Here is a 22,076-nt window from a genome sequence, read left to right as displayed (position 1 = left end):
CTCCCCCCTAAAAACCGAATTCCGTCTGTAAAGTGAAAGGTTTTATTGAAAGCATCCCGTTGTTATTCCCATCTTTGATCGTTAAGATGATGGTGATAACCCCACTTCGGCAAATTTCTCCGTCTCTGCGCGCGCAACGGAACGAAAAGGAGGAAGAATCGTCCAGCAAAAGGCGTGTGGATGTAATCGCTTCCCCGTCCATCATCAGTTTTCCGTCTTTAATCGAAATGATTCGATGGACCGATTGCGCCGCGGTTTCGCGGGAAACAAGACCGACTTGGTTGTTCGTTTTGAATTGCTCGTTTTTGACAAACGACAGTTGACTAAGCGTTTTGTTTTCTTGGCTCCGATCGGCTTCAAGGCCGTCCGGCGAGAACATGTACAAGGCATTCATGATGCGTGCCACCGCGTAATCCGCCTCGCTCCGCAATTCACTTTCAATGCCGATGTGCTGATAAACGCGAATGCCCGCTAGAAAAACAGTATAGATGGCGCCAATGATCAACATGGAAATGGAAATGGCGGCCAACAGCTCGACAAGCGTCATCCCATCTTGGGTGTTAACGGATCGTCTCATCGGTCACCACTCCTTCCACCCATGTGATGTCGCCGTTTCGTTCTCCCCAACGGACAACGGCGTACAGTTTCGCCATGTAGGTGCCGGCTTCGGAGGAGATCATGTTGTTTCGTTCACGACGGATCTCTTCTTTGAGCCGCTCCGGCAATGACGCAAATTCAGAGGAGGTGAGGAATCCGTCCCATCCTTTTTGATCGCAGCGGATGATGTACACCGTTGTTTCGTATTGAACATCATTGATTGTTGGGGCGAGCTGGGCGGTGCATGATTGTTGAGAGCTTATCGTTTCGCCCTGATTTCCGCTTGGAAACAATAAAGAGGACAAGGCTTCATGGCTGCAGCTGTTTTTCTCTACTTTAAGAAATGAAAGATTGTTCTCTGTCATGTAATTCGATAAGGAAGAAAAGAGAACATTTTTTTCAAAGTACGCCATCGTTCCACGCGCCACGTTGATGGCCACCGTTCGTCGTTCGTTATCGGCTGTATACGTCATAGCGTGGGTGAAAAAGGAAAACAAGCCGATCGCCACCGCAGACAACAGCGTGATGGACAACAATGTCTCGATAAGGGTGAACCCTAAAGTGCGTCGGCAGGAAAAAAAATTCTTGTCCGTCATTGATCACAACCTTCTTTCAAAATATGTAACTTTATTATACAATAAGTAAGAGTCGAATGTTGCAGATTTTTAGTATAAAAGAGGTCTTTTGTCATAGAAGAAACGGGGGGGCATGATGAAAGAGGCGCTCATGTATGCCGGTGCTTTTGTCGTGGCGCTGCTGCTGATTTGGCTTCTTCCGCTTGGCTTCAGCCGGCTTGGGGGGCTTACAGCGGTTGTTATGGCGCTGTTGGCTGCGCTTTTGGCCGAATTTGCTAGTTCGATCATTCCGCTTTGGCAGGCCGGGCTTCTTGTTCTTTTGTTGTTGGCGGCTGCATCGTATTTGCTTGACCGCCGATTTGGCGCTGCTCTTTACCGCGCCGGGGCTTCTCGTGAATCAAGTTTTGTAAAAGAAGAAAAAGAGGAGCGGTCGGCGCCGGAATCTTTGGCTTCTGTCCCTGTTTTGCCAAAGGCGCCGTTGCCGTCGATCCAGTTTGATCAAGCGCCGCCCCTTTCTGAACCTAATGAATCATCATCGATAGAGCAGACAGCAGAACGGTCGGAAGAAGTGAACCATTCTCCCGCTGACTTGTTGATGGAGGCAGCGGCAGAAACTGTTCCACCGTGGGAGCAAGCGGAAGAAATCGTTGGAGCGTCCGAACCGCTGCGGCGTGTTTCCGATTGGTTGGATCAGTGGCCGGGCGCTGTGACGCCGGACCTTGAGACAGCGGTGCTTGATGAAGTGTCAAAAGAGAGCGGAAATGAAGGATCGCAAGCCGATGAGCCGGTTCTGAATGCAGCAGAAATCGTTAAGGGTGAGAGCCGCGGCGAGAATGAATGGGATGCATGGATGAGCATGGATGATCGTTTCTCAGAGCGCGTGGAAGGCGGAGAATACGAGTTCTCTTCAACGGACAGCGTCAAACGGGAGCACGGAGGCGTCTTTTTCGAGGCGGCCGTGGCTCCGGATGAGGATGGATTTGCCGGAATCCATGACATCTGGCATCATAAAGAAGGACAACGCGTGGAGGCGGAAAGCTTCGAGGACGATGGCGTGATGTTTGCTGATGGCCTTGAGATTGGACATGATCAAGACAGCGGTGCGGTCGATTGGATGGATCGGCTCGTGGATGATGCCGTTTCGTTGAGATCAGCTGCTGAAGCGATGGTCAGCGAAAAAACAGCGGACGCTTCCGAGCAGCAAGAGGAACAAAAGGCGGATTCCGAAGAGAATCCTCAATATGAAGAATGCGTCGAGGCGGCAGATGAGCCGTTTGCTGAAGAACCAATGCATTTGGTTGCTTCGGAAAAAGCGCAAATGGCGGCAGCGGAATTGATGCTGAGCCGCCGCCGTTTGACGGCCGATGCGTATGAACAATGCCTGCATCAATGTTTGCAAGCCCCGCTTTCCGATCGCGATTACTACGTATTCGCCCGCCTGCTGTTGGAGCATTATGCACTGGAACAAAATGGCCAACAGCTTCGTGCGTGGGTTGACCAGCTCGAGCGACGTTTTTCAAACTATCCAGCTATCGCGGCTGAACTGGCACTCTGGCGGGAAATCGCCGCTACATTAGCAAATGGTTGAGGTGAAGAGGATGAAAGCGAGCGCGCAAATCATCGGATTGCCGATCATCAGCATTGCGGATGGGATGCAAATCGGCGCCGTGAAAAGCTTTGTCATTAATCCTGATAAAGGTTCCATCGATTTTTTGACTGTCGAGCAAGAAGATGTGCAACTCAGTTTAAAAGCGATTCCGTTTAAAAAAATCGTCGGAATCGGCGAATTCGCCGTTACGGTGGCAAGCAGCCATGATGTCATTGATTTGGCGGAAATTCCGATTGCCAACCAGCTTGTCAACAAGCAAATCCGCATCAAAAATACAAAAGCCATCACGCGCAAAGGACAGCTTTTGGGGGAAGTCCATGAGTTTTTCCTAAACGAAGAGACAGGGGATATTATCGGCATCGCCCTTCGCCTTGAAAGTGGAGAAGCGGTGTTGCCATCCGCCCAAGTGTTGACTTATGGAAAGGATATATTGATCGTCAGCGACGACGCTTCGGGAGCTCTCCTTTCCGATGCGTCGATGCTCATTCAAAAGAATGAAAAAGAAACAGAGGCCAGCAACATTCCTGAACAGATCCAAGCTATGTCGGAGACAGCGGAAAATGTCGAAGCGCTTGAATCGCTCCGTGAAAAGCAAGTGGCGCTTCTTGCGGGGAAACGGGTGACCAAGGATATTTATGATTTGAACGGCGAACTTCTGTTTCCAGCGGGAACGACGCTTCGCGAAGAAGATGTGAGAAAAGCGCAAGAGGCGGGTCCAAGCGTCATTGTTGATGTGTCGATGAACATCGAAGCTGAGTGAAAAAGGGGGAGCTCGAGGTGAGAGCGGCTTCCATAGGAAAACTGTTTATCGTGATGGCGGTTTGCACCGTTTATTTCCTCACCTTTGCCCGCTTGGGCGTTTTGGCTTATGAGTCGTTTGGCCCTGATCAAGACCGCTATCGCTCCGGGACGTACGTCGGGCCGATTTCGCTTGCTGGGATGACGAGAGCGGAAGCCCAACAGGCGGTGGCAGACAAGGTGAGCGACTGGCGATCGACAGCTTCGATTTCGGTCCGCTATCAAGAAAAGAAAGCCGAGCTGCCGGCTGACATCTTTACATTTCGCTTGTCGGAAAGCACAAAAAACGTGGTCAACGGCCGTTCCTCGCCGCTTCTTGTGTTGGCTGACATGAGCGCTTGCATGGAAACCGTTGAACGCCTTCTCCCGCCGGCGGCAGTCCCCGCCTTGGATCTCAAAGCGTTGGAAGCGGATTTGGAGGCGGCGGCGTCCCAGCTTGCCGTTCCGAACAAGCCGCTCGACTTGGCCCATTATCTTCCCTCTTCCGGGAAGGGGCAGACGGTCGTGAGTGAAGCGGCTGTTGCCGTTCGCGATCAAAGTCTCTCCCGTTTTCTTGCTTCGGAACGCCGTGTCGTCCTCCGCTCCAATCAATTGGTCTCGTTGCGCGCCGTGATTCAGCAGGCTGGTGGCGGGCTGTCGAATCAGGCTGTCGACGCATTGGCATCAGCGGTGTATCGTGCTGTGCTGTCGACGAATTTTTTGTTGATGGAACGGTATGCGGGAAGTTCGCTTCCAGATGGCATTCCTCCGGGATTTGAGGCCAAGGTGGATGACAAACGCGATTTACAATGGTTGAATCCGAACTCGACGGACTATACGCTCATTCTTCGCTACGATGGCCGCCAAGTGAAAGCGTTAGTGTACGGTTGGCCGTTTGCGTATCAATATATCGTGCGCACGAGCGGGCTAGAGCGGATCGAACCGCGCAAAATCATTCAATACGATGCCCGGTTGGCGCCGGATGAAACCGTGACGAAACAAGTCGGCCGTTCTGGATTGCTTGTAAAAGTCGAACGCGAAGTGCGCGATGGCTCCCGGCTGATCCGCAAAGAGACGGTGAGCGAGGATTTTTACCCTCCGACGTATGCGGTTGAGGTAAGAGGGCTTGAAGTCCCAGAATCTTCATCCAATACAACGGGGGAAGGAAGCGAAACGCCATCTTCACCGTCTGATGCAACGAATAGCGGTCAGACTGAAGCGGAAAGCGGTCAAGAGAAATCAGAAGTCCAAAACGGCGAAGGGCAAAGCGGCAGCGACCAGACCAACGCAGCCCCTTCAACCGAATCGAAGCAAAGCGGGGAAAGCGGGGGAAGCCGATGAACAAAAAACGTGAGCGGAAACGCCTCGGTGATTTGTTGGTGGAAGCGGGGCTGATTACGGAAGAACAGCTGGCTGAAGCGTTGCGTGAGAAAACGCCTGGGCAAAAGCTTGGCGATGCGTTGCTGCAGCGAGGTTACATCACAGAGCAGCAGCTCATTGAGGCGCTTGAGTTTCAGCTCGGCATTCCTCATGTCAGCTTGTATCGCTACCCGATTGATCCGAAAGCGACGAGCCTAGTGCCAAAAGAGTTTGCTCGCCGCCATCTGATCATGCCCCTTAAGGTGGAAGACGATCGATTGCTCGTTGCAATGGCTGATCCAATGGATTTTTTTGCTATTGATGATTTGCGCTTGTCAACGGGGTTTCAGATCGAAACAGCGATCGCTTCAAAGGATGATATTTTGCGGGCGATCAATAAATATTATGACATGGACGAATCGTTTGATGATTTGCTGCCAGCGCCGCCGACGGAGATGCGCGAAGACGGGCGGACGGCCGAGGACGATTCCCCGATTGTTCGCCTAGTGAACCAAATTTTGCAGCTTGCTGTCGAACAGCGGGCAAGCGATATTCATATCGATCCGCAGGAGACAAAAGTGCTCATCCGTTATCGAATTGACGGCTTGCTTCGAACGGAGAGGGCGCTGCCGAAACATATGCAAAGCATGTTGACGGCGAGGATCAAAATTTTGGCCAACATGGACATCACCGAGCATCGTGTGCCGCAAGACGGGCGGATCAAAATGAACATCGATTTTCATCCCGTTGATTTGCGCGTGTCGACATTGCCGACGGTGTATGGGGAGAAAATCGTGATGCGCGTCCTCGATTTGGGTGCGGCGTTAAACGATATTCATAAACTTGGCTTCAACCCGGTCAATTTAGATCGGTTCATCCGTTTGATCGAGCGTCCGAACGGCATCATTTTGATCACCGGGCCGACCGGTTCGGGGAAATCGTCGACGCTTTACGCGGCGCTCAATCATTTAAACAGCGAACATGTCAACATCATTACGATCGAAGATCCGGTTGAATATCAGATCGAAGGCGTCAACCAAATTCAAGTCAACCCGAATTTCGGCTTGACGTTCGCCCAAGGGCTCCGCTCGATTTTGCGTCAAGACCCGAACATCATCATGGTTGGGGAGATTCGCGACCGCGAGACGGCGGAAGTGGCGATCCGCGCCTCACTCACCGGGCATTTAGTGTTGAGCACGCTCCATACGAACGATGCATTAAGCACGATCACCCGCCTGATCGATATGGGGATTGAGCCGTTTTTAGTGGCCACATCACTCGCCGGCGTTGTCTCGCAGCGGCTTGTGCGCCGCGTCTGCCGCGACTGTCAAGAGGTGTATGAGCCGACGAAGCGGGAGCGGGACATTTTCGCCCGCCGCGGCATTGAGGTTCATCAACTTGTCCGCGGCCGCGGCTGCCCGATGTGCAACATGACCGGTTATCGCGGACGGCTGGCGATTCACGAGCTGCTTATTGTCACCGATGAGATGCGGCGCGTCATTTTAAACAACGAGCCGTTTTCGAAATTGCGAGAGCTTGCCCTGCAAAACAAAATGATTTTTTTGCTGGATGATGGGCTGTTGAAAGTGAAGCAAGGGTTGACCACGCTTGAAGAAGTGCTGAAAGTGGCCATTTTGCATTGATGGGTGAGACGGATGAAGGAAAAGCTTGAGGCGTTATTGCGCGCGTCCTTTGAATGCCGCGCTTCCGACGTGCATTTGACCGTCGGCGCGCCGCCGATTTTTCGCGTGAACGGGGAGTTGAGAGCTTACGGCCATGAGCGCCTGCACCCGGAGGAAACAGAGCAAATGGCGAAAGCCGTCATTCCGGCGCCGCTTTGGCAGCAGTTTCAGGAAACCGGAGAGCTTGATTTTTCGTATGGCATTGCCGGCGTTTCCCGCTTTCGCTTAAACGTGTTTAAACAGCGGTCATGCGTGTCGCTCGCCGTGCGCCTCATCCCGGTGCGCATCCCGACGCTGGAGGAACTTGGCCTGCCGGATGTTTTAAAGCGCATCGCCGAAAAGCCGCACGGACTCGTGCTTGTCACCGGACCGACCGGCAGCGGCAAATCGACGACATTGGCGGCGATGATCGACTATATGAACAAAACGATGTCGAAACATATCATCACGCTGGAAGATCCAATCGAGTATTTGCATAAACACGGGAAATCGATCATCGACCAACGCGAGGTGGGATTCGACACTGGCAGTTTTGCCGCCGGATTGCGCGCTGCGCTTCGTCAAGATCCAGACGTCATTTTAGTCGGGGAAATGCGCGATTTGGAAACAATCCAAACGGCAATCACCGCCGCGGAAACGGGCCATTTAGTGCTTGGCACGCTTCATACGGCGAGCGCGCCGGCGGCGATTGAGCGGATGATTGACGTCTTTCCGCCGGCCCAGCAGGCGCAAATCCGGCTGCAGCTTGCTTCCGTGCTCGTGGCCATCATCGCTCAGCGCTTGTTTCCAAACAGACACAAAACCGGGCGGACGGCAGCGCTGGAAATTTTAGTGAACAATGCGGCCGTCGCCAACTTAATCCGCAACAAAAAAGAACATCAAATCATCAACATTATGCAAACGAGCCGCAGCCTCGGCATGCAGACGATGGAAATGAGCGTTAAGGAACTTGCAGCCGCTGGACGCATCGATCCGCTGGCGGCTGAAGTGTATTTGGCAGGGGAGCGTGGGGACGATGGCGCAGTTTAAGTACGAGGGGCGCGACCGAAGCGGACGGAAAAAAGCTGGGGTGATCACTGCCGTTTCGCGGCGCGAGGCGGCGGCAAAGCTTCGGGAAAAAGGAATTCGCCCGCTGGCGCTTGCCGAAGTGCCGCCGTCCATATGGAACAAAGAAATTTCGTTTGGCCGCGCCGTCAAACTGCAGCACTTTGTCATCTTTTTGCGCCAGTTCGCAACGCTTGTGCGCGCCGGAGTGACGATCGTCGATTCGATCCGCATTTTGGCGGAGCAAACGGAAAGCAAGCCGCTCGCTAAGACGCTTCTTGACATCGAACAGTCATTGCGCGGCGGGAACCCGCTCTCAGCGGCAGCGGCGAATCATCCGCGCATCTTTCCACCGCTGTTTGTCAACATGGTGCGCGCCGGTGAAGCGAGCGGCACGCTCGATGAAACGCTCGACCGGCTTGCCGACCATTTTGAAAAAATGCATCGGACGCGGCAAAAAATCGCCTCGGCACTCGCCTATCCGATTGCCGTTGCCATCGTTGCCACCGCGGTTGTCATTTTTTTGCTTGTCGCCGTTGTGCCAACGTTCGTCGAGATGTTCGCCGAGTTCCATGCTGAACTGCCGGCGATTACGAAGTTTGTGCTCAAAGCAAGCAGTGTGATGCAGCGGTATTGGTGGTCCGTCGTCCTGCTTTTTGCCGGCGTGTACGCATCGTTTGTGGTTCTTCGGCGGCAAAAGACAACGAAGTACTATTTGGATTATGCCGCCTTGCGGATGCCGATTTTTGGCACGCTCGTGCAAAAAGCGGCGCTTGCCCGCCTGACGCGGACGCTCAGCTCGCTTGTTGCAAGCTCGGTGCCGATTTTAGAGGCGCTTTCTATCGCCGGGCGCGTCGTGGAAAATGAAGTGATCGCATCTGTGCTGGCTGAAGCGCGAACCTCCCTCGAGCGCGGGCAATCGCTCTCGGAGCCGCTCCGCCGCCATTGGGCGTTTCCGCCGCTTGTTGCGCAAATGATCACGATCGGCGAACAGACCGGTGCGCTTGACGCCATGCTCGGCAAAGTCGCCGATTTTTACGAAGCGGAAGTCGATGCGGCCACCGACCGATTGAAATCGCTCATCGAACCGCTTATGATCGTGCTTCTCGCCGGCGTCGTCGGGACGATCGTCACTTCGATCATCGTGCCGATGTATGATATTTTCAACCATATTCAACAATAAAAAATAAGAATATATTTCTATTTTTCTTCCTATGTTGTATAATATAATAGGGAAAACAGGATAAAAATGAAAAAAAGGGAGAGTGAACTATGTTCAAACGGATGTTGAAAAACGAGCGCGGCTTGACGCTCATCGAACTGCTCGCCGTCATTGTCATTTTGGGGATCGTTGCGGCGATTGCCATTCCGGCGATCGGGGGGTTGATTGACAATTCGAAAAAAGACGCGCACGTTTCGAATGCGCAACAAATGATCAATGCAGCGAAAATCGCCGTGACGGCGGATAAGGATTTGATACCGGCGAATGGGAAGTATACACTTGTTACGCTTGGATACTTAGAAGATAAGGGATATTTAGAAACAGTAAAAGACCCGGATGGAGGCACCAATTCGTATGAAAAAGGTCCTACAGGTGCACAGCAAATGCAGACAAACTTGAGTAGTGATCCTAAGGCTAATTATTCTTACGTACTTATCAAAAATAATGATAATAAACTAAGTTACTTTGTCAAATTAATTAACAATGAACGGGGGGTACATAATAGTGGGGCAGCTGTCGAAGAACAAAATCTTAAACGCAGTGTAGTTGGGCCTGCGACGACCAACAACGCAAGTGGAAGTTAAGAAGATAGCTGGAAATAGAAAAAGCGTTAGGAATTAATATCTATGAATCAAATTGCCTTAACTTTGGTTTTCCTCTACTCCCTCCTCCTCGCCTCATTTTTCAACGTTGTCGGGCTGCGGGTGCCGGTCGGGGAGTCGATCGTCCGCCCGCGGTCGCATTGTCCGGCGTGCGGACGGACGCTATCGGCGGGGGAGCTCATTCCGGTTGTGTCGTATGTCGTGCAGCGCGGGCGGTGCAAAGGGTGCGGGGGGCGCATTTCTCCCCTTTACCCGGCGATGGAATTGGCCACCGCTGCCTTGTTTATGGCCGCGCCGATGTGGGTCGGCTGGAGCGGGCGGCTCGTTGTGGCGTGGACGTTGATCAGCTTGTTTACCATCATTGTCGTCTCCGATCTTCGCTACATGCTCATCCCCGACCGGGTGCTTTTGGTGTTTGTCGGTTTGTTTTTGGTTGAGCGGCTTGTGATTCCGTTTTTGCCGTGGGCCGATATGCTCCTTGGGGCGGCGGTCGGATTTTCGCTTTTATGGCTGATCGCCGTTTTGTCCAAAGGCGGGATGGGCGGCGGCGATGTGAAGCTGTTTGCCGTGCTTGGGTTTGTGCTCGGTTGGAAAATGGTGTTGCTCGCGTTTTTCTTGGCGACGTTGTACGGAACGGTGATCGGGCTTGTCGGCATGGCGTTGGGCCGCGTGCGGCGCGGAAAGCCGATGCCGTTTGCGCCGGCGATTGCGCTCGGGTCATTGACGGCGCTGTTTTTCGGTGATCAGCTTGTCGATGCGTATATGGATCTTTTTGTGTAAGGATGGGAAGAAAGGGGGCGAACGAGAATGACGTTATGGTGGGGAAAGTCCAAATATGTGAACATCGTCGTAAAAGATCATGCCATTCGCTATGTGGAAGTCAAGCTAGGGCATCCGCCTGAAGTGAAACGATGGGGCGAACGGGCATTGCCAGTAGGGGTTGTTCGCGACGGCCGCATCGTCGATGGGGAAACATTGGCCATGATTTTGGACGAATGCGTGGAGGAATGGAAAATAGACGGCCAACGCGCGCGCTTTGTCGTCCCTGATCCATTCGTCATGATCCGCAGTTTGCCCCTTCCTTCTCATTTGTCGGATGAAGAAATTCGCGGCTATTTATTTCTGGAGCTTGGCGAGTCGATTCCGCTTCCGTTTGCCGATCCGGTGTTTGATTATGTGGTGATGGAGAGAACGAGCGAGGCGGTGTCGATTTTGCTGTTTGCGGCGCCGGAAGAGGCGGTGTCGGAATACGCGGCGCTTTTGGAAGAAGCCGATTTGCGCCCGGTGGCCGCGGATGTATCGCCGCTTTGCGCTTATCGTCCGTTTTATGCGGCGGGACAAGCTGCGCCGGACGATCATATTTTGCTTGTGCAGTTTGACGAATCCGCCGTGAATTTGAGCGTGTTTCATCGTCATTTGCCGTTGTTTATGCGCCATTTGCCGCTTGAAGCCTATCGTGACCGGACGGCGGCGATTGTGGATCCGTTCGTCGATGTGTATAAGGAAATGGAACGGATCATGAGCTTTTATTCGTTTTCCCTCCAACAAGGCAAACAGTCCATCACACGCCTGTTTCTCGCCGGCGATCATCCAGAGTTGGGCCATGTGTTCACGGCTTTGACAGAGCGGCTTGAAGTGCCTGTAGAACGGCTCAGCGCGTCTCTTGATCCGCTGCCGGACCGCTTTCATCTCGCCTGGGGATTGGCGTTGAAAGAAGGAAGGGCTGACGATGATCGCTGAAATCAATTTATTGCCGAAAAAAGAAACGAGGCAGCCGATCCGTCTCGTTTTGTTGTTCGGGGCGGCGCTGCTTCTCCTAGCCGGTTCGGTGCTGTATTGGTTGATCGATCGTGCGGATCATCGCCAGGCCATGTTGGAGGCGGAATTAAAAAAAGTGCGAGCGGAGCAAGATGTACTGGCGGCGAAAATGAAAAATATAGACGAACAGAAGGAGCAAGAAGAGCTGGCGAAGGCGGTGAAATGGGCGGAACGCTATCCGCTGAAATCAGTGCCGTTGCTGCGGGCATTGACAAAGCAGCTTCCCGAACGCGGATTCATGATGAATGTGACGTACTCGGATCGGACAAAGATGACGATGGTCGTCCAGTTTGATGCGCCGGAAGAGGCGGCCTATTATTTGGATCGATTAGAGAAAGTGAGAATGGTGAAAAACGTCAAACTGGTCAATGTGGCGGCGAACAGCGAGACGAGTGGCGAACCGGAAGATCATCAAGTCGTGCCAAGATATATGGCGCAATATGAGCTGGAGCTGCAACAGGCTGATGGGGAGGGAAAAAAATCATGAGCCGCTTTGGCAAATGGCCGCTTCTTGTTGCGGCAATGGCTGCGGTCACCGCGCTTTTGTTTGCGGCCGCCTATTCATGGCTGGTCATGCCTCGCTACAGCCAGCTCGAGCAGATGGAGCAAACGGTGCAAAGCGAGAAAAAGGTGCTCGCCGCTTTGAAGCAAAAGCTGCCTCCTTCTTCAGAGGAAACAGCACAAACCGTTGCTTCATTGCAAAAAAAAGTCCCTGTCCATCCGCTTACGGACCAGTTGTTGCTCTTGTTTCAGAAAGCGGAATATATCGCTGACAGCCAGCTGGTGAGCGTCAATTTTTCTGATGAAGGAGCAGCATCTTCACAGCAGAACGACAGTGGAACGAACAACGGAAGCGAAGGAAATCGAGCGGTTTCTCCGCCAAGCAGCATTCAATCCATCACCGCCCAACTGACCGTGCAGTCGCCTTCCTATTATCAGCTTGAACGGTTTTTAGAGGTGTTGGAGCAGTCGGAGCGCATCGTGGCGATTGAAGGGTTGACCGTCACTGGGCCTCCGGAGCTGATGTCCATCGCTGATGAAGTCCAACCGTTGACGTATTCGGTGACCGTTCGTGCGTTTTATGCTCCGAAGCTTGAGAAATGGAAACAGTTGTCTCCCGTTCGCGATGTTCCCCCGCCAAGCGGCAAAGACAATCCGTTTGCCGAAACGGCGCCAGCTTCCTAGCCGGCAAAGGAGGACACGCGATGATCATTCGCATGAAACGAGGGATGACCCTCATTGAGCTTTTGGCTGTGTTGGTGATCATCGGCATTGTGGCGATGATCGTCGGTCTTGCCATGTGGACGGTGATTGATCGGGCGCGCGAGCGGGCGTTTGTTTCTGATGCTTATGGCTTGTATGAAGCGGCGCGGCTGTATGTCGGCGCCGAGAAAGTGGAATTTTTGCCAGCCCGTTCTTCTGCCATATTGTCGTATGGAGAATTGGTGGGCAACGGTTTGCTGGATCCAATCGAAGATCCGTTCACCGGAAATGTATTGCCGCCGGAAACGAATCCATCGTACGTGCTTGCCACGAAGCGGGAAGACGGCGGGATCGATTACGCCGTTTGCTTGAAAGGCGAGACAAAGCAGCTTTGCACCTATGAGGGGCGCGAGCAGCCGATTCCTGTCGAAGCGCTGGGGACCGAGGCGATTCGCAACCGTTGATGTCGGAAAATGAAGAACAGAAGCGGGGACAAGACGACAAATGTCTTGTTCTTTTTTTTTCCGTTTGTGGTAAGATAGGCGAAAGAAATCGAAGTGTGAAGAAGGACGGTGGCCAAATGGACAAGCAGCGCATGCGCATTACGGTGAATATCAACGGCAAGCCCCGCCCATTTACCGTGGAGCGTTCGTCGGAAGGACGGCCGTCCGAGGAGTCGGGTGGATATCCGTTGGACAGCCATCTAGGGAAAGGACAGCGAGCCAAAAACGAGGCGGATGACAGCCGCCAAGTGAGCGCGTTTCAAAAAGGCGGGCCATCCGCAGGCAAGCCATCAACAGGCCTGTGGTTTACGGAGGATGGGCAAGTTCGGGAAGATGTTGAAACGACGGGTTGGGAAGAGGCGGCCGCCCTTGAGGCGGATGAACGGGTCATTTCCGAGGCGATGCAACAAAAGAAAAGCGGCAGACGTCGGCCATGGCGGCTCCCGGCTCAAGCCAAGTCGCTGCTTGCCGCCGCGTTGGTCGCTGCGTTGGTCGGCATGGCGTTTGGCATGACGGTGCTGCACATCATTCCGAAGGAAAAATCTGCTTCGTCGCCGGCATCTGAAGCGATGACGGAATTGACAAAGCCTGAAACGGCGGCGGGAGGAGAAGGGAGAGAAAGCGTCATACGAGCGCCGTTTTCCATTGCGGTCATTCAAGCTGGCGTCTATTCGAATGCGGCGGCGGCCAAGCAGGCGTCCGAATCGATCAAAACAGCAGGCGTGCCGGTCGTCGTCGCGGGGCAAAAACCGGCAGCGCTCTATATCGCCGTCGGCGCGGATAAGGAAACGTTGCGGACGGTCAACGACCAATATCGCCAAAGGGTGCCAAGCACGTATGTCAAAGAGCTGTCGTTTGCCGCCGAAGCGGCGGCGCGCCGGTCGGAGGCCATCCAAAAAGGGGAGGTTTTGTATGAAAACATGGCAGCGGTCTCCGCGGCTTTGCTTGGCGGCAGGAAAGCAGGAGAAGATGACTGGCAGGCGCTTCAAAAGGCGTATGACGCGTTAGAAAAAAGCAACGCTTCAAGCGACAAAACAGTCGGTCGGTATGTTGAAGCGCTGAAGCAGGCGTATGCCGCCCTTGCCGCATACAAAGAGCAACGGGATGAAGCGCTGTTGGCCAAAGCCCAGCAACAGCTGCTCGAGGCGCTCGCCGCTTATATCGAATTGGTGCCGCTAGGGAGCTAGAAGCCCCGTTTTTTTTTTGCCTATTGCATAAGAATTTCCGATTTTTCGTTTCTATATTTATCTCCATACAAGTCGACTATGATATAACGTGGCGAGTGATCGGCTGGATGTAAAACAAAATTTCAACTTATATAGATGGCAACGAAAACGTTTCACATATCCTTGACGGAAAAGACGTTTGTCCATTTTTCGACTGTCGAAGGCAAGCCTGTGGCTTGGAAGACCGAACAACCACCCGCTTCACAGACCCATACATGGGTCTGAAAGCGGCGTTGTTCGGTCGCCCGACAGTCGATCAAATGCCTAGTAAAATTTGCAAATGTTCATGCTTCAAATTGCATCTATACAGAAAATTGCCTTTCACCGCAAAATTTGCTACGATACAAGTGAATCTTCCGAACCGAAACGAGCGAAAGGAGAATGAGCGATGCCTCCACGGTTCGTGCTTGCATCCCGCTCCCCGCGCCGCAGGCAGATCCTCGAGCTGGCCGGCTGGCCGTTTGATGTGCAGGAAAGCCATGCCGATGAGACGATTCCCCCCGGAACGCCCCCTGATGAAGCTGTCCAACTGCTTGCCCGCCGGAAAGTGGAGGCGGTGATGTCCTCTTTTCCCGACGCGTATGTTCTTGGCGCTGATACGATCGTTGTGTGCGACGGCCGCTTGTTAGGGAAGCCGCGCACGGAAGAAGAAGCATTCGCCATGTTGCGGCTCTTGTCCGGGCGGACGCATGACGTATGGACCGGTGTCGCCATCGCACTCCCTCATGGTGTCATCACATCGTTTGCGGAAAAAACAGCCGTCACGTTTTGGGAGCTCGATGACGAGGAAATTGCCGCCTATATTGCGACCGGGGAGCCGATGGACAAGGCGGGGGCGTATGGCATCCAAGGCCGCGCCGCCCTGTTTGTCAAACGGATCGAAGGCGACTATTTGACGGTCGTCGGCCTGCCGCTGTCGCGGACGGTGAGGGAATTGCGCCGGCTCGGGTGGCCGCCGGCATAGATGAAAGCACAGGCGGCCGCTGTCTGGAGCTTTTTGGCAAAAGAACGCCCCCGCAAACGGATTCTGCTGTCGTACCGAGGGGCGGTTCAAGCCTCTCCATCTGATGAAGCAAAAGAAAAAAAGGGGGAGTATGATGGCGTGGATGATCCGCGATGTGCCGAAAGACAGCCGGCCGCGTGAACGGCTGCTGTCATCAGGGCCAGAAAGTTTATCCGACCATGAACTGATCGCCATTTTGTTGCGCACGGGCACGAAGGAGGAGTCGGTCGTGCAGCTCGCCCAGCGTCTCCTTCGCCATTTTGAGGGGCTGAGGTCGCTCAAAGACGCAACGGTCGAAGAAATGACGAACATCAAAGGGATCGGGCCGACGAAAGCCGTGCAAATTTTGGCGGCGCTCGAGCTCGGCCGACGCATCCACCAGTCCGGCTGCGCCGACCGCTATGTGATTCGTTGCCCGGAAGACGGAGCGAAATACGTCATGGAAGATATGCGCTTTTTATCGCAAGAACATTTTGTCGCCATTTATTTAAATACGAAAAATCAAGTCATCTACCGCAAAACGGTGTTCATCGGCAGTTTAAACGCCTCGATTGTCCATCCGCGCGAAGTGTTTAAAGAGGCGATCAAACGTTCCGCCGCCTCCGTCATTTGTGTGCATAACCACCCTTCTGGCGATCCGACTCCAAGCCGCGAAGACATCGATGTGACGAAACGGCTCGCGGAATGCGGCCGCATCATCGGCATCGAGCTCTTGGATCACCTCATCATCGGCGATCAAAAATTCATCAGTTTGAAAGAAAAAGGCTACGTCTAGCGGTTCTCATTTTTTGTCGAATCAGTTATAATATCAACTATGGGTTTTTCCGAATCCGTTCGGGCGGTGTTGTACAATTTATAAATGACTTGACATCCGATCCATGTTGTCAATAGAAAATCATATGCATTTCGTTTCGGAAAGGAAGATCGATCATATGTTTGGAATTGGGACGAAAGATCTCGGGATTGATTTAGGAACAGCGAATACGCTCGTTTATGTGAAGGGAAAAGGGATCGTTTTGCGCGAGCCGTCGGTTGTCGCCATTCAGCGCGACACGAAGCAAATCGTCGCCGTCGGCAATGAAGCGAAAAACATGATCGGGCGCACGCCGGGCAACATCGTGGCGCTTCGTCCGATGAAAGACGGCGTCATCGCCGATTATGAAACGACGGCGACGATGATGAAATATTTCATTCGCAAGGCCGTCAAAACGAAAGGGTTGTTTGCCAGCAAGCCGTATGTGATGGTATGCGTGCCGTACGGCATCACAGCCGTGGAGGAGCGCGCGGTCATCGATGCGACTCGCCAGGCTGGAGCACGCGATGCCTATACGATTGAAGAACCATTTGCGGCCGCGATCGGCGCCAATTTGCCGGTGTGGGAGCCGACCGGGAGCATGGTCGTCGACATCGGCGGCGGTACGACTGAAGTGGCCGTGATTTCGCTCGGCGGCATCGTGACGAGCCAGTCGATTCGCATCGCCGGCGATGAAATGGATGAGGCGATCATTCAATACATCCGAAAAACGTACAATTTGATGATCGGAGAACGGACGGCGGAGGCGATTAAAGTCGAGATCGGCTCAGCCGGAAATCCGGAAGGAATCGGAAACATGGAAATTCGTGGCCGCGACTTGCTCACTGGGCTGCCAAAAACGATCGAAATCAGCGCCGAGGAAGTGGCTGAGGCGCTTCGCGACACGGTTTATGCCATTGTGGAATCCGTGAAAAACACGCTTGAAAAAACGCCGCCGGAGCTAGCGGCCGACATTATGGATCGCGGCATCGTCCTGACGGGCGGCGGAGCTTTGTTGCGCAATTTGGATAAGGTCATCAGCCAAGAAACGGATATGCCGGTCATCGTCGCCGAAAATCCGCTTGACTGCGTGGCCATCGGCACAGGAAAAGCGCTCGACCACATCGACTTGTTCAAAAACAAGGCGAGAGACCATCGCTGACAGCAAGAAGGTGCCGACGCATGCCACAGTTTTTCGGAAATAAGCGCCTCATTTTTTTGCTTGTCAGCATCGTCATTCTCGTCATGTTGATCGGGTTTTCGCTGCGCAGCCGCGAGCAACTGACGTGGCCGGAGCAGTTTGTAAAAGATACGGTCGGTTTTGTTCAGCTTCTGTTTGGGAAGCCCGCCCAGCAAGTCGCGGGCTTCTTTGAAAATGTGAGCGATCTTCGCCGTACATATAAGGAAAACGAACTGCTGAAGGCAAGACTTGAGGAATATGCGGCGCTTGAGACCGAGGTCGAGGCGCTGCGGCAAGAAAACGAACGGCTGCGCGCGTTGCTCGATAAAAAAGAGAGCTTGCGTGATTTTGTTTCGATTCAGGCGACGGTGATCGGGCGGAACCCGGATCGTTGGCGGGAAACGATCATCATCAACAAAGGCGAGCAACACGGCGTGAAAAAAGATATGGCCGTCATTACCCCGGCTGGACTTGTCGGCAAAGTGCAGCATGCTTCCCAATTCACATCCACCGTCCAGCTGTTGAGCGCGCTTGACCAAAACAACCGCATTTCCGCGTATGTCCAAGGAAACGAAAATGTATTCGGCTTAATTGAAGGGTATGACAGCAAACGACGCGAACTGATCCTTGGCGAAATTCCAATTGACGCCAAAGTGAAGGAGAAGCAAAAAGTATTGACTTCCGGCCTCGGCGGCGTGTTTCCAAAGGGATTGCCGATCGGTGAAGTGACGGAAGTCAAACCGGATCAGTACGGGCTGACGCAAGTCATCTATGTCAAGCCGTTTGCCAACTTGTACGATGTGGACGACGTTATGATTGTGAAACGGACGATCGATGCAACACTGCAAGAAGAGGAGGAGGCAAAGTGAATAAGTGGCGTCTCCCTTTCCTTGCGGTGTTATGTTTTGTCAGTGAAAGCATTTTGGTTGATGTATGGCCGAAAGGCGATGTATACATCCGGTATTTTTTTGTTCCCCGCTTTTTTCTCATTTTTTTGGTGCTGATGGCTGTGCACTTCGGCGGAACGCGGGCGATGGGATACGGGGTTGTTTTCGGGTTTCTGTATGATTGCGTCTATACGGAGCTGCTCGGCGTTTACGCGTTTGCCTATGCGCTCATCGCCTATGGAGCGGGCAAAGTGATGAGATGGTTTCACCAGAACTGGCTCGTTCTTTTTTTGTTGTCGTTGTTGGCTGTCGCGGTGCTTGACAGTTATGTGTACGGCATCCAGCTGTTGATCGGACGGACGGATTGGCCGTTTGCCGTCTTTTGGGGGCGCCGCTTATGGCCAACGCTGCTGTTAAACGCCGTGTTTTTGCTCGTCTTTTTGCACCCGCTTGAACGGTGGATGGCAAAAATTCGCCGGTCGGAGCAGGAAGAATAAAAGAGGAAAAACGGCCCGTTTTGTAGAATTATTCGTTGGGGTGAACGTTGTGGCAAAGCAAAAGCAGCAGTACGTGACGATTAAAGGGACGAAAGACGGGCTGACGCTGCAGTTGGATGACCGCTGTTCGTACGAGGACTTGTTGAAAGAAATCGAAGAGCGGCTCATCAAACGCGCCGGCGTTGCGCCAAACAGTCCGCTCGTCTCCGTGCATCTCAAAGTCGGGAACCGTTACTTGACGCCCGAACAAGAAGAGGAGCTGCGCGCGCTCATCCGCCGTTCCAAAAACTTGGTCGTCGATTCAATCGAAAGCAATGTCATATCGAAAGCGGAAGCGCTCGAATGGGTGCAAAAAATGAAAATTTCGGCTGTCCCGCGCATCGTCCGTTCCGGGCAAGTGCTTCATGTCGAAGGGGATTTGCTGCTGATCGGCGACGTCAACCCTGGCGGAACAGTCATCGCCGGGGGGAACATTTTCATCCTCGGTGCTTTGCGCGGCATTGCTCATGCTGGGTATAGTGGAAACAAAGAAGCTGTCATCGCCGCGTCGGTGATGAAGCCGATGCAGCTGCGCATCGGCGATGTGATGAACCGCGCTCCCGACTACAAAACGGACGAAGGAAATGAAATGGAATGCGCTTATGTTGATGAACATAACCAGATTGTTGTCGACCGCTTGCAGCTGCTCATGCATTTGCGGCCGAATTTGACGCGCTTAGAAAGGAGAATGTGACCGTGGGAGAAGCGATCGTCATCACTTCCGGGAAAGGCGGCGTCGGCAAAACGACGACGACCGCGAACCTTGGGACGGCCCTTGCCATTTTGGGGAAGCGGGTGTGCCTGGTCGATACGGACATCGGGCTGCGCAACCTTGATGTTGTGCTGGGGCTTGAAAACCGCATTATTTACGACTTAGTCGATGTCGTCGAAGGGCGCTGCACCGTGCAAAAGGCGCTTGTCAAAGATAAGCGGTTCGAGAACCATTTGTATTTGCTGCCGGCTGCGCAAACGAGCGATAAATCGGCGGTCAATCCGGGGCAGATGAAAGAGCTGATCGAGCAGCTGAAGCAAGAATACGACTATGTGCTCATCGACTGTCCAGCTGGCATTGAGCAAGGATACCGCAACGCCGTCGCCGGCGCGGATGAGGCGATCGTCGTCACGACGCCGGAAGTGTCGGCCGTCCGCGACGCCGACCGCATCATCGGCTTGCTTGAAGCGGAAGAGCACGTCAAGTCGCCGCGCTTGATCATCAACCGCATTCGCAGCCATATGATGAAAAACGGAGATATGCTCGATGTCGATGAAATCGTCATGCATTTGTCGATCGAGCTGCTCGGCATTATTGTCGACGATGAAAACGTGATCAAAGCGTCGAACCGAGGCGAACCGATCGTGCTCGACCCTAACAGCAAGGCGTCGATCGCTTACCGCAACATCGCCCGCCGCATCCTCGGCGAATCGGTGCCGCTGCCGCCGCTTGAGGAAGAGGAGAAGGGGCTGTTTTCAAAGATTCGGAAAATATTTAGTTTGAAATAATAGAGTTGGCGCAAGAAGGCCGTTGAATGGGCCTTCTTTTTTTATTCATAATTGTTGTGCTGTTTGGAATTCCTGATCTGTAACAACGGAAGCAGATGGTATCGATCGGTTGCGGCGCTCAGCCGAAACGTTGGTGTGAAACCGTTTGAGGGATTTGTTCGCGGACGTGTTCGGCGAGGCGCGGCGAAAAACGCTCGTTCATATTCCATGAGGTTGTCTCATAAATTAGTACAAACGTTGTTGGAAAGGTGGAGGGGGGACGTATGGATCGACGCGTCCGTGAGATGAAAAAACGCATTGAAAAACGAAGAAGGGAACGTCAATATAAGGGGCAGGATCCAAAAGAATCTAGATGGAGCGCCGCTGATGAGGAGCGGTACGGGCTGCCGGTCGTTACGTACGACCGCTATTCGTTTGAATCGGGGCCGCACCCGCTGTTCCGCAAAGAGTGGTTTCTTTTTCAAACGCTCATCGCCGCTTGCCTTGTGCTCGTCACCGCCATTTTGTTCAAACATCCGTCCGCTTCGCTCGAGCCGGCCCGGCAGTTTGTCGCTCGGACGATGGAGACGGAATTTCAGTTCGCCGCTGTCTCGGCTTGGTATGAACAAACGTTTGGCGAGCCGCTCGCTTTTTTTGCCCCGAAAAAGGAAGAAAAGGTGAAAACGGCTTCATCCTATGCAGTGCCGGCTTCTGGACGGATTCTCGAAAGTTTTGAAAAAAACGGGGAGGGTGTGACGATCGAAACTGAGAATGGAGCCAAAGTGGAAGCGATGAAAGAAGGGATCGTCACCTTTGCCGGCATGAAAGAGAATCTCGGGAAAACAGTCGTCATTCAGCATGCCGACGGCAGCGAGACGTGGTATGGCCATTTAGGGACGATATCGGTGAAACTATACGATTTTGTCGAAATGGGAAAAGAGATCGGCACCGTCCAAGCGAGCGAAACGGATAACCAAAAAGGGCTGTTTTATTTTGCCATTAAGCAGGGAGATAAATTTATTGACCCCATCCAGGTGATCTCCTTTGAATAAGTATATCGGGCTGCTTGGCAAACTGCATGTTCATCCGTTGTTATGGCTGATCGGCGGCATGGCGGTGCTGACCGCCCATTTTAAGCAGCTTTGTTTGCTGTTTTTTATCGTCCTTGTTCATGAGCTCGGCCATGCGGCGGCCGCGGCGTTTTTTTCGTGGCGGGTGAAACGGATTTTGCTGCTGCCGTTTGGCGGGGTAGCGGAAGTGGAAGAGCATGGAAACCGGCCGTTTCGCGAGGAGTGGATCGTGACGCTCGCCGGGCCGGCGCAGCATCTTTGGCTCGGGGCCGCAGCGTGTTTTTTCTGGAAGGCCGGTTGGATGGATGACGGGAGCTGGGAATTGTTTTTTCACTATAACGTTGCTGTCTTCGGGCTGAACCTGCTGCCGGTTTGGCCGCTTGATGGCGGCAAACTGTTGTTTTTGCTGCTTTCGTATCGCCGCCCGTTCAGTGAGGCGCACCGGAATATGGTTGCCATCTCAGCGGCGATGCTCGTTGCCGGCGTGATCCTTTTGCTCGTCGCGGTGCCGCGCCAGTTGGAGTTGTGGGTGATCGCCGCTTTTTTGGCGCATGCCGTCTGGCAGGAGTGGAAGCAGCATCCGTATATCGTGATGCGCTTTTTGCTTGAACGGTATTACGGAAAAAAAGGCGACTATACAAGGCTGCAGACAATCACCGCCTCCGCCGAGGAGCGCATCTCGGCCGTGCTGCACCGCTTTTACCGTGGACAAAAGCATGCGATCGAGGTCACTGGCGGGAGCGGCGAGCGGATGACGCTCGATGAAAATGAGCTGCTGCATGCGTTTTTTGCGGAAAAGCGGACCGACGCGCCACTAGGTGCACTCATTTATTAAAGCGGCGACCGCCGCTTTTTTGTTGGCTTTTGTGGGGAAAATAGTGGTTGACGATAGGCTGTTTCTATGTTATTAT

At 53.3% G+C, this 22,076-nt stretch carries 24 protein-coding genes; 22 read left to right on the top strand and 2 right to left on the bottom strand.

Going from position 1 to position 22,076, the window contains the following annotated elements; translation table 11 throughout:
• Window positions 1-7: 7 nt before the first annotated feature.
• Together NSQ51_RS12120 and NSQ51_RS12115 are read right to left on the bottom strand one after the other, a co-directional pair.
• Window positions 8-577, bottom strand: coding sequence for a prepilin-type N-terminal cleavage/methylation domain-containing protein (locus tag NSQ51_RS12120; RefSeq protein WP_021321852.1), 570 nt, complete (start codon window positions 575-577; stop codon window positions 8-10).
• On the bottom strand, window positions 561-1,193 hold the full coding sequence (locus NSQ51_RS12115) for a prepilin-type N-terminal cleavage/methylation domain-containing protein (protein WP_061580781.1): 633 nt from the start codon (window positions 1,191-1,193) through the stop codon (window positions 561-563). Before NSQ51_RS12115 ends, NSQ51_RS12120 begins: the two co-directional genes overlap by 17 nt.
• Before the next feature lie 115 nt (window positions 1,194-1,308).
• Between NSQ51_RS12115 and NSQ51_RS12110 the strand changes: the two genes are divergently transcribed.
• From NSQ51_RS12110 to NSQ51_RS12005, 22 genes are all read left to right on the top strand, one after another.
• Entirely contained in the window at window positions 1,309-2,760 is a 1,452-nt protein-coding gene (locus NSQ51_RS12110) for a hypothetical protein (RefSeq protein ID WP_011232108.1), read from the top strand.
• Between the two features lie 10 nt (window positions 2,761-2,770).
• Window positions 2,771-3,541, top strand: a complete 771-nt coding sequence (locus NSQ51_RS12105) for a PRC-barrel domain-containing protein (RefSeq protein WP_033025927.1) — start codon at window positions 2,771-2,773, stop codon at window positions 3,539-3,541.
• Between the two features lie 17 nt (window positions 3,542-3,558).
• Complete coding sequence (locus NSQ51_RS12100) at window positions 3,559-4,899, top strand: VanW family protein (protein ID WP_049626518.1); 1,341 nt, start codon at window positions 3,559-3,561, stop codon at window positions 4,897-4,899.
• The gene (locus tag NSQ51_RS12095) at window positions 4,896-6,560 is read left to right on the top strand and encodes an ATPase, T2SS/T4P/T4SS family (RefSeq protein ID WP_049626517.1); all 1,665 of its coding nucleotides are present in this window, start codon (window positions 4,896-4,898) and stop codon (window positions 6,558-6,560) included. Before NSQ51_RS12100 ends, NSQ51_RS12095 begins: the two co-directional genes overlap by 4 nt.
• A gap of 12 nt (window positions 6,561-6,572) precedes the next feature.
• Complete coding sequence (locus NSQ51_RS12090; protein WP_049626516.1) at window positions 6,573-7,628, top strand: type IV pilus twitching motility protein PilT; 1,056 nt, start codon at window positions 6,573-6,575, stop codon at window positions 7,626-7,628.
• Window positions 7,615-8,826 carry a type II secretion system F family protein gene (locus NSQ51_RS12085; RefSeq protein ID WP_049626515.1) on the top strand — a complete coding sequence of 404 codons (1,212 nt, stop codon included), beginning with the start codon at window positions 7,615-7,617 and terminating at the stop codon, window positions 8,824-8,826. The genes NSQ51_RS12090 and NSQ51_RS12085 overlap by 14 nt, the downstream gene beginning before the upstream one ends.
• Window positions 8,827-8,915: 89 nt before the next feature.
• The gene (locus NSQ51_RS12080) at window positions 8,916-9,449 is read left to right on the top strand and encodes a prepilin-type N-terminal cleavage/methylation domain-containing protein (protein ID WP_049626514.1); all 534 of its coding nucleotides are present in this window, start codon (window positions 8,916-8,918) and stop codon (window positions 9,447-9,449) included.
• A gap of 42 nt (window positions 9,450-9,491) precedes the next feature.
• The gene (locus NSQ51_RS12075) at window positions 9,492-10,247 is read left to right on the top strand and encodes an A24 family peptidase (protein ID WP_049626513.1); all 756 of its coding nucleotides are present in this window, start codon (window positions 9,492-9,494) and stop codon (window positions 10,245-10,247) included.
• Between the two features lie 27 nt (window positions 10,248-10,274).
• Window positions 10,275-11,207 (top strand): pilus assembly protein PilM, encoded by a 933-nt coding sequence (gene pilM, locus NSQ51_RS12070; protein ID WP_049626512.1) that lies wholly within the window; start codon window positions 10,275-10,277, stop codon window positions 11,205-11,207.
• Window positions 11,197-11,772, top strand: a complete 576-nt coding sequence (locus NSQ51_RS12065) for a DUF2681 domain-containing protein (protein ID WP_049626511.1) — start codon at window positions 11,197-11,199, stop codon at window positions 11,770-11,772. Before pilM ends, NSQ51_RS12065 begins: the two co-directional genes overlap by 11 nt.
• The gene (locus NSQ51_RS12060) at window positions 11,769-12,470 is read left to right on the top strand and encodes a hypothetical protein (RefSeq protein WP_049626510.1); all 702 of its coding nucleotides are present in this window, start codon (window positions 11,769-11,771) and stop codon (window positions 12,468-12,470) included. Before NSQ51_RS12065 ends, NSQ51_RS12060 begins: the two co-directional genes overlap by 4 nt.
• A 20-nt stretch (window positions 12,471-12,490) precedes the next feature.
• Entirely contained in the window at window positions 12,491-12,952 is a 462-nt protein-coding gene (locus NSQ51_RS12055; protein WP_025949367.1) for a type II secretion system protein, read from the top strand.
• A 116-nt stretch (window positions 12,953-13,068) separates the two neighbouring features.
• On the top strand, window positions 13,069-14,178 hold the full coding sequence (locus NSQ51_RS12050) for a hypothetical protein (RefSeq protein ID WP_049626509.1): 1,110 nt from the start codon (window positions 13,069-13,071) through the stop codon (window positions 14,176-14,178).
• A gap of 427 nt (window positions 14,179-14,605) precedes the next feature.
• Window positions 14,606-15,181, top strand: a complete 576-nt coding sequence (locus NSQ51_RS12045; RefSeq protein ID WP_049624757.1) for a Maf family protein — start codon at window positions 14,606-14,608, stop codon at window positions 15,179-15,181.
• Window positions 15,182-15,314: 133 nt separating this feature from the next.
• A complete protein-coding gene (radC, locus tag NSQ51_RS12040) occupies window positions 15,315-15,995 on the top strand; it encodes a DNA repair protein RadC (protein ID WP_013144611.1) in 681 nt (226 codons plus the stop codon).
• A gap of 157 nt (window positions 15,996-16,152) precedes the next feature.
• A complete protein-coding gene (locus NSQ51_RS12035; protein WP_031407957.1) occupies window positions 16,153-17,175 on the top strand; it encodes a rod shape-determining protein in 1,023 nt (340 codons plus the stop codon).
• Between the two features lie 20 nt (window positions 17,176-17,195).
• Window positions 17,196-18,062, top strand: a complete 867-nt coding sequence (mreC, locus tag NSQ51_RS12030) for a rod shape-determining protein MreC (protein WP_121649947.1) — start codon at window positions 17,196-17,198, stop codon at window positions 18,060-18,062.
• Entirely contained in the window at window positions 18,059-18,577 is a 519-nt protein-coding gene (gene mreD, locus NSQ51_RS12025) for a rod shape-determining protein MreD (RefSeq protein WP_049624755.1), read from the top strand. Before mreC ends, mreD begins: the two co-directional genes overlap by 4 nt.
• A gap of 40 nt (window positions 18,578-18,617) precedes the next feature.
• Complete coding sequence (minC, locus tag NSQ51_RS12020) at window positions 18,618-19,310, top strand: septum site-determining protein MinC (RefSeq protein ID WP_033010588.1); 693 nt, start codon at window positions 18,618-18,620, stop codon at window positions 19,308-19,310.
• A gap of 2 nt (window positions 19,311-19,312) precedes the next feature.
• Window positions 19,313-20,116, top strand: a complete 804-nt coding sequence (gene minD / locus NSQ51_RS12015; RefSeq protein WP_033014273.1) for a septum site-determining protein MinD — start codon at window positions 19,313-19,315, stop codon at window positions 20,114-20,116.
• Between the two features lie 263 nt (window positions 20,117-20,379).
• Window positions 20,380-21,147 carry a M23 family metallopeptidase gene (locus NSQ51_RS12010; RefSeq protein WP_049624754.1) on the top strand — a complete coding sequence of 256 codons (768 nt, stop codon included), beginning with the start codon at window positions 20,380-20,382 and terminating at the stop codon, window positions 21,145-21,147.
• Window positions 21,140-22,000: a M50 family metallopeptidase gene (locus NSQ51_RS12005; RefSeq protein WP_049624753.1), complete on the top strand. Its 861-nt coding sequence runs from the start codon at window positions 21,140-21,142 to the stop codon at window positions 21,998-22,000. The genes NSQ51_RS12010 and NSQ51_RS12005 overlap by 8 nt, the downstream gene beginning before the upstream one ends.
• Window positions 22,001-22,076: the final 76 nt, after the last annotated feature.

Source organism: Geobacillus sp. FSL K6-0789 (genome assembly GCF_038593135.1).
GTDB lineage: Bacteria > Bacillota > Bacilli > Bacillales > Anoxybacillaceae > Geobacillus > Geobacillus stearothermophilus.
Note: the sequence above shows the minus strand (reverse complement) of the source record. Positions and strands in the feature narration are given on the sequence as shown.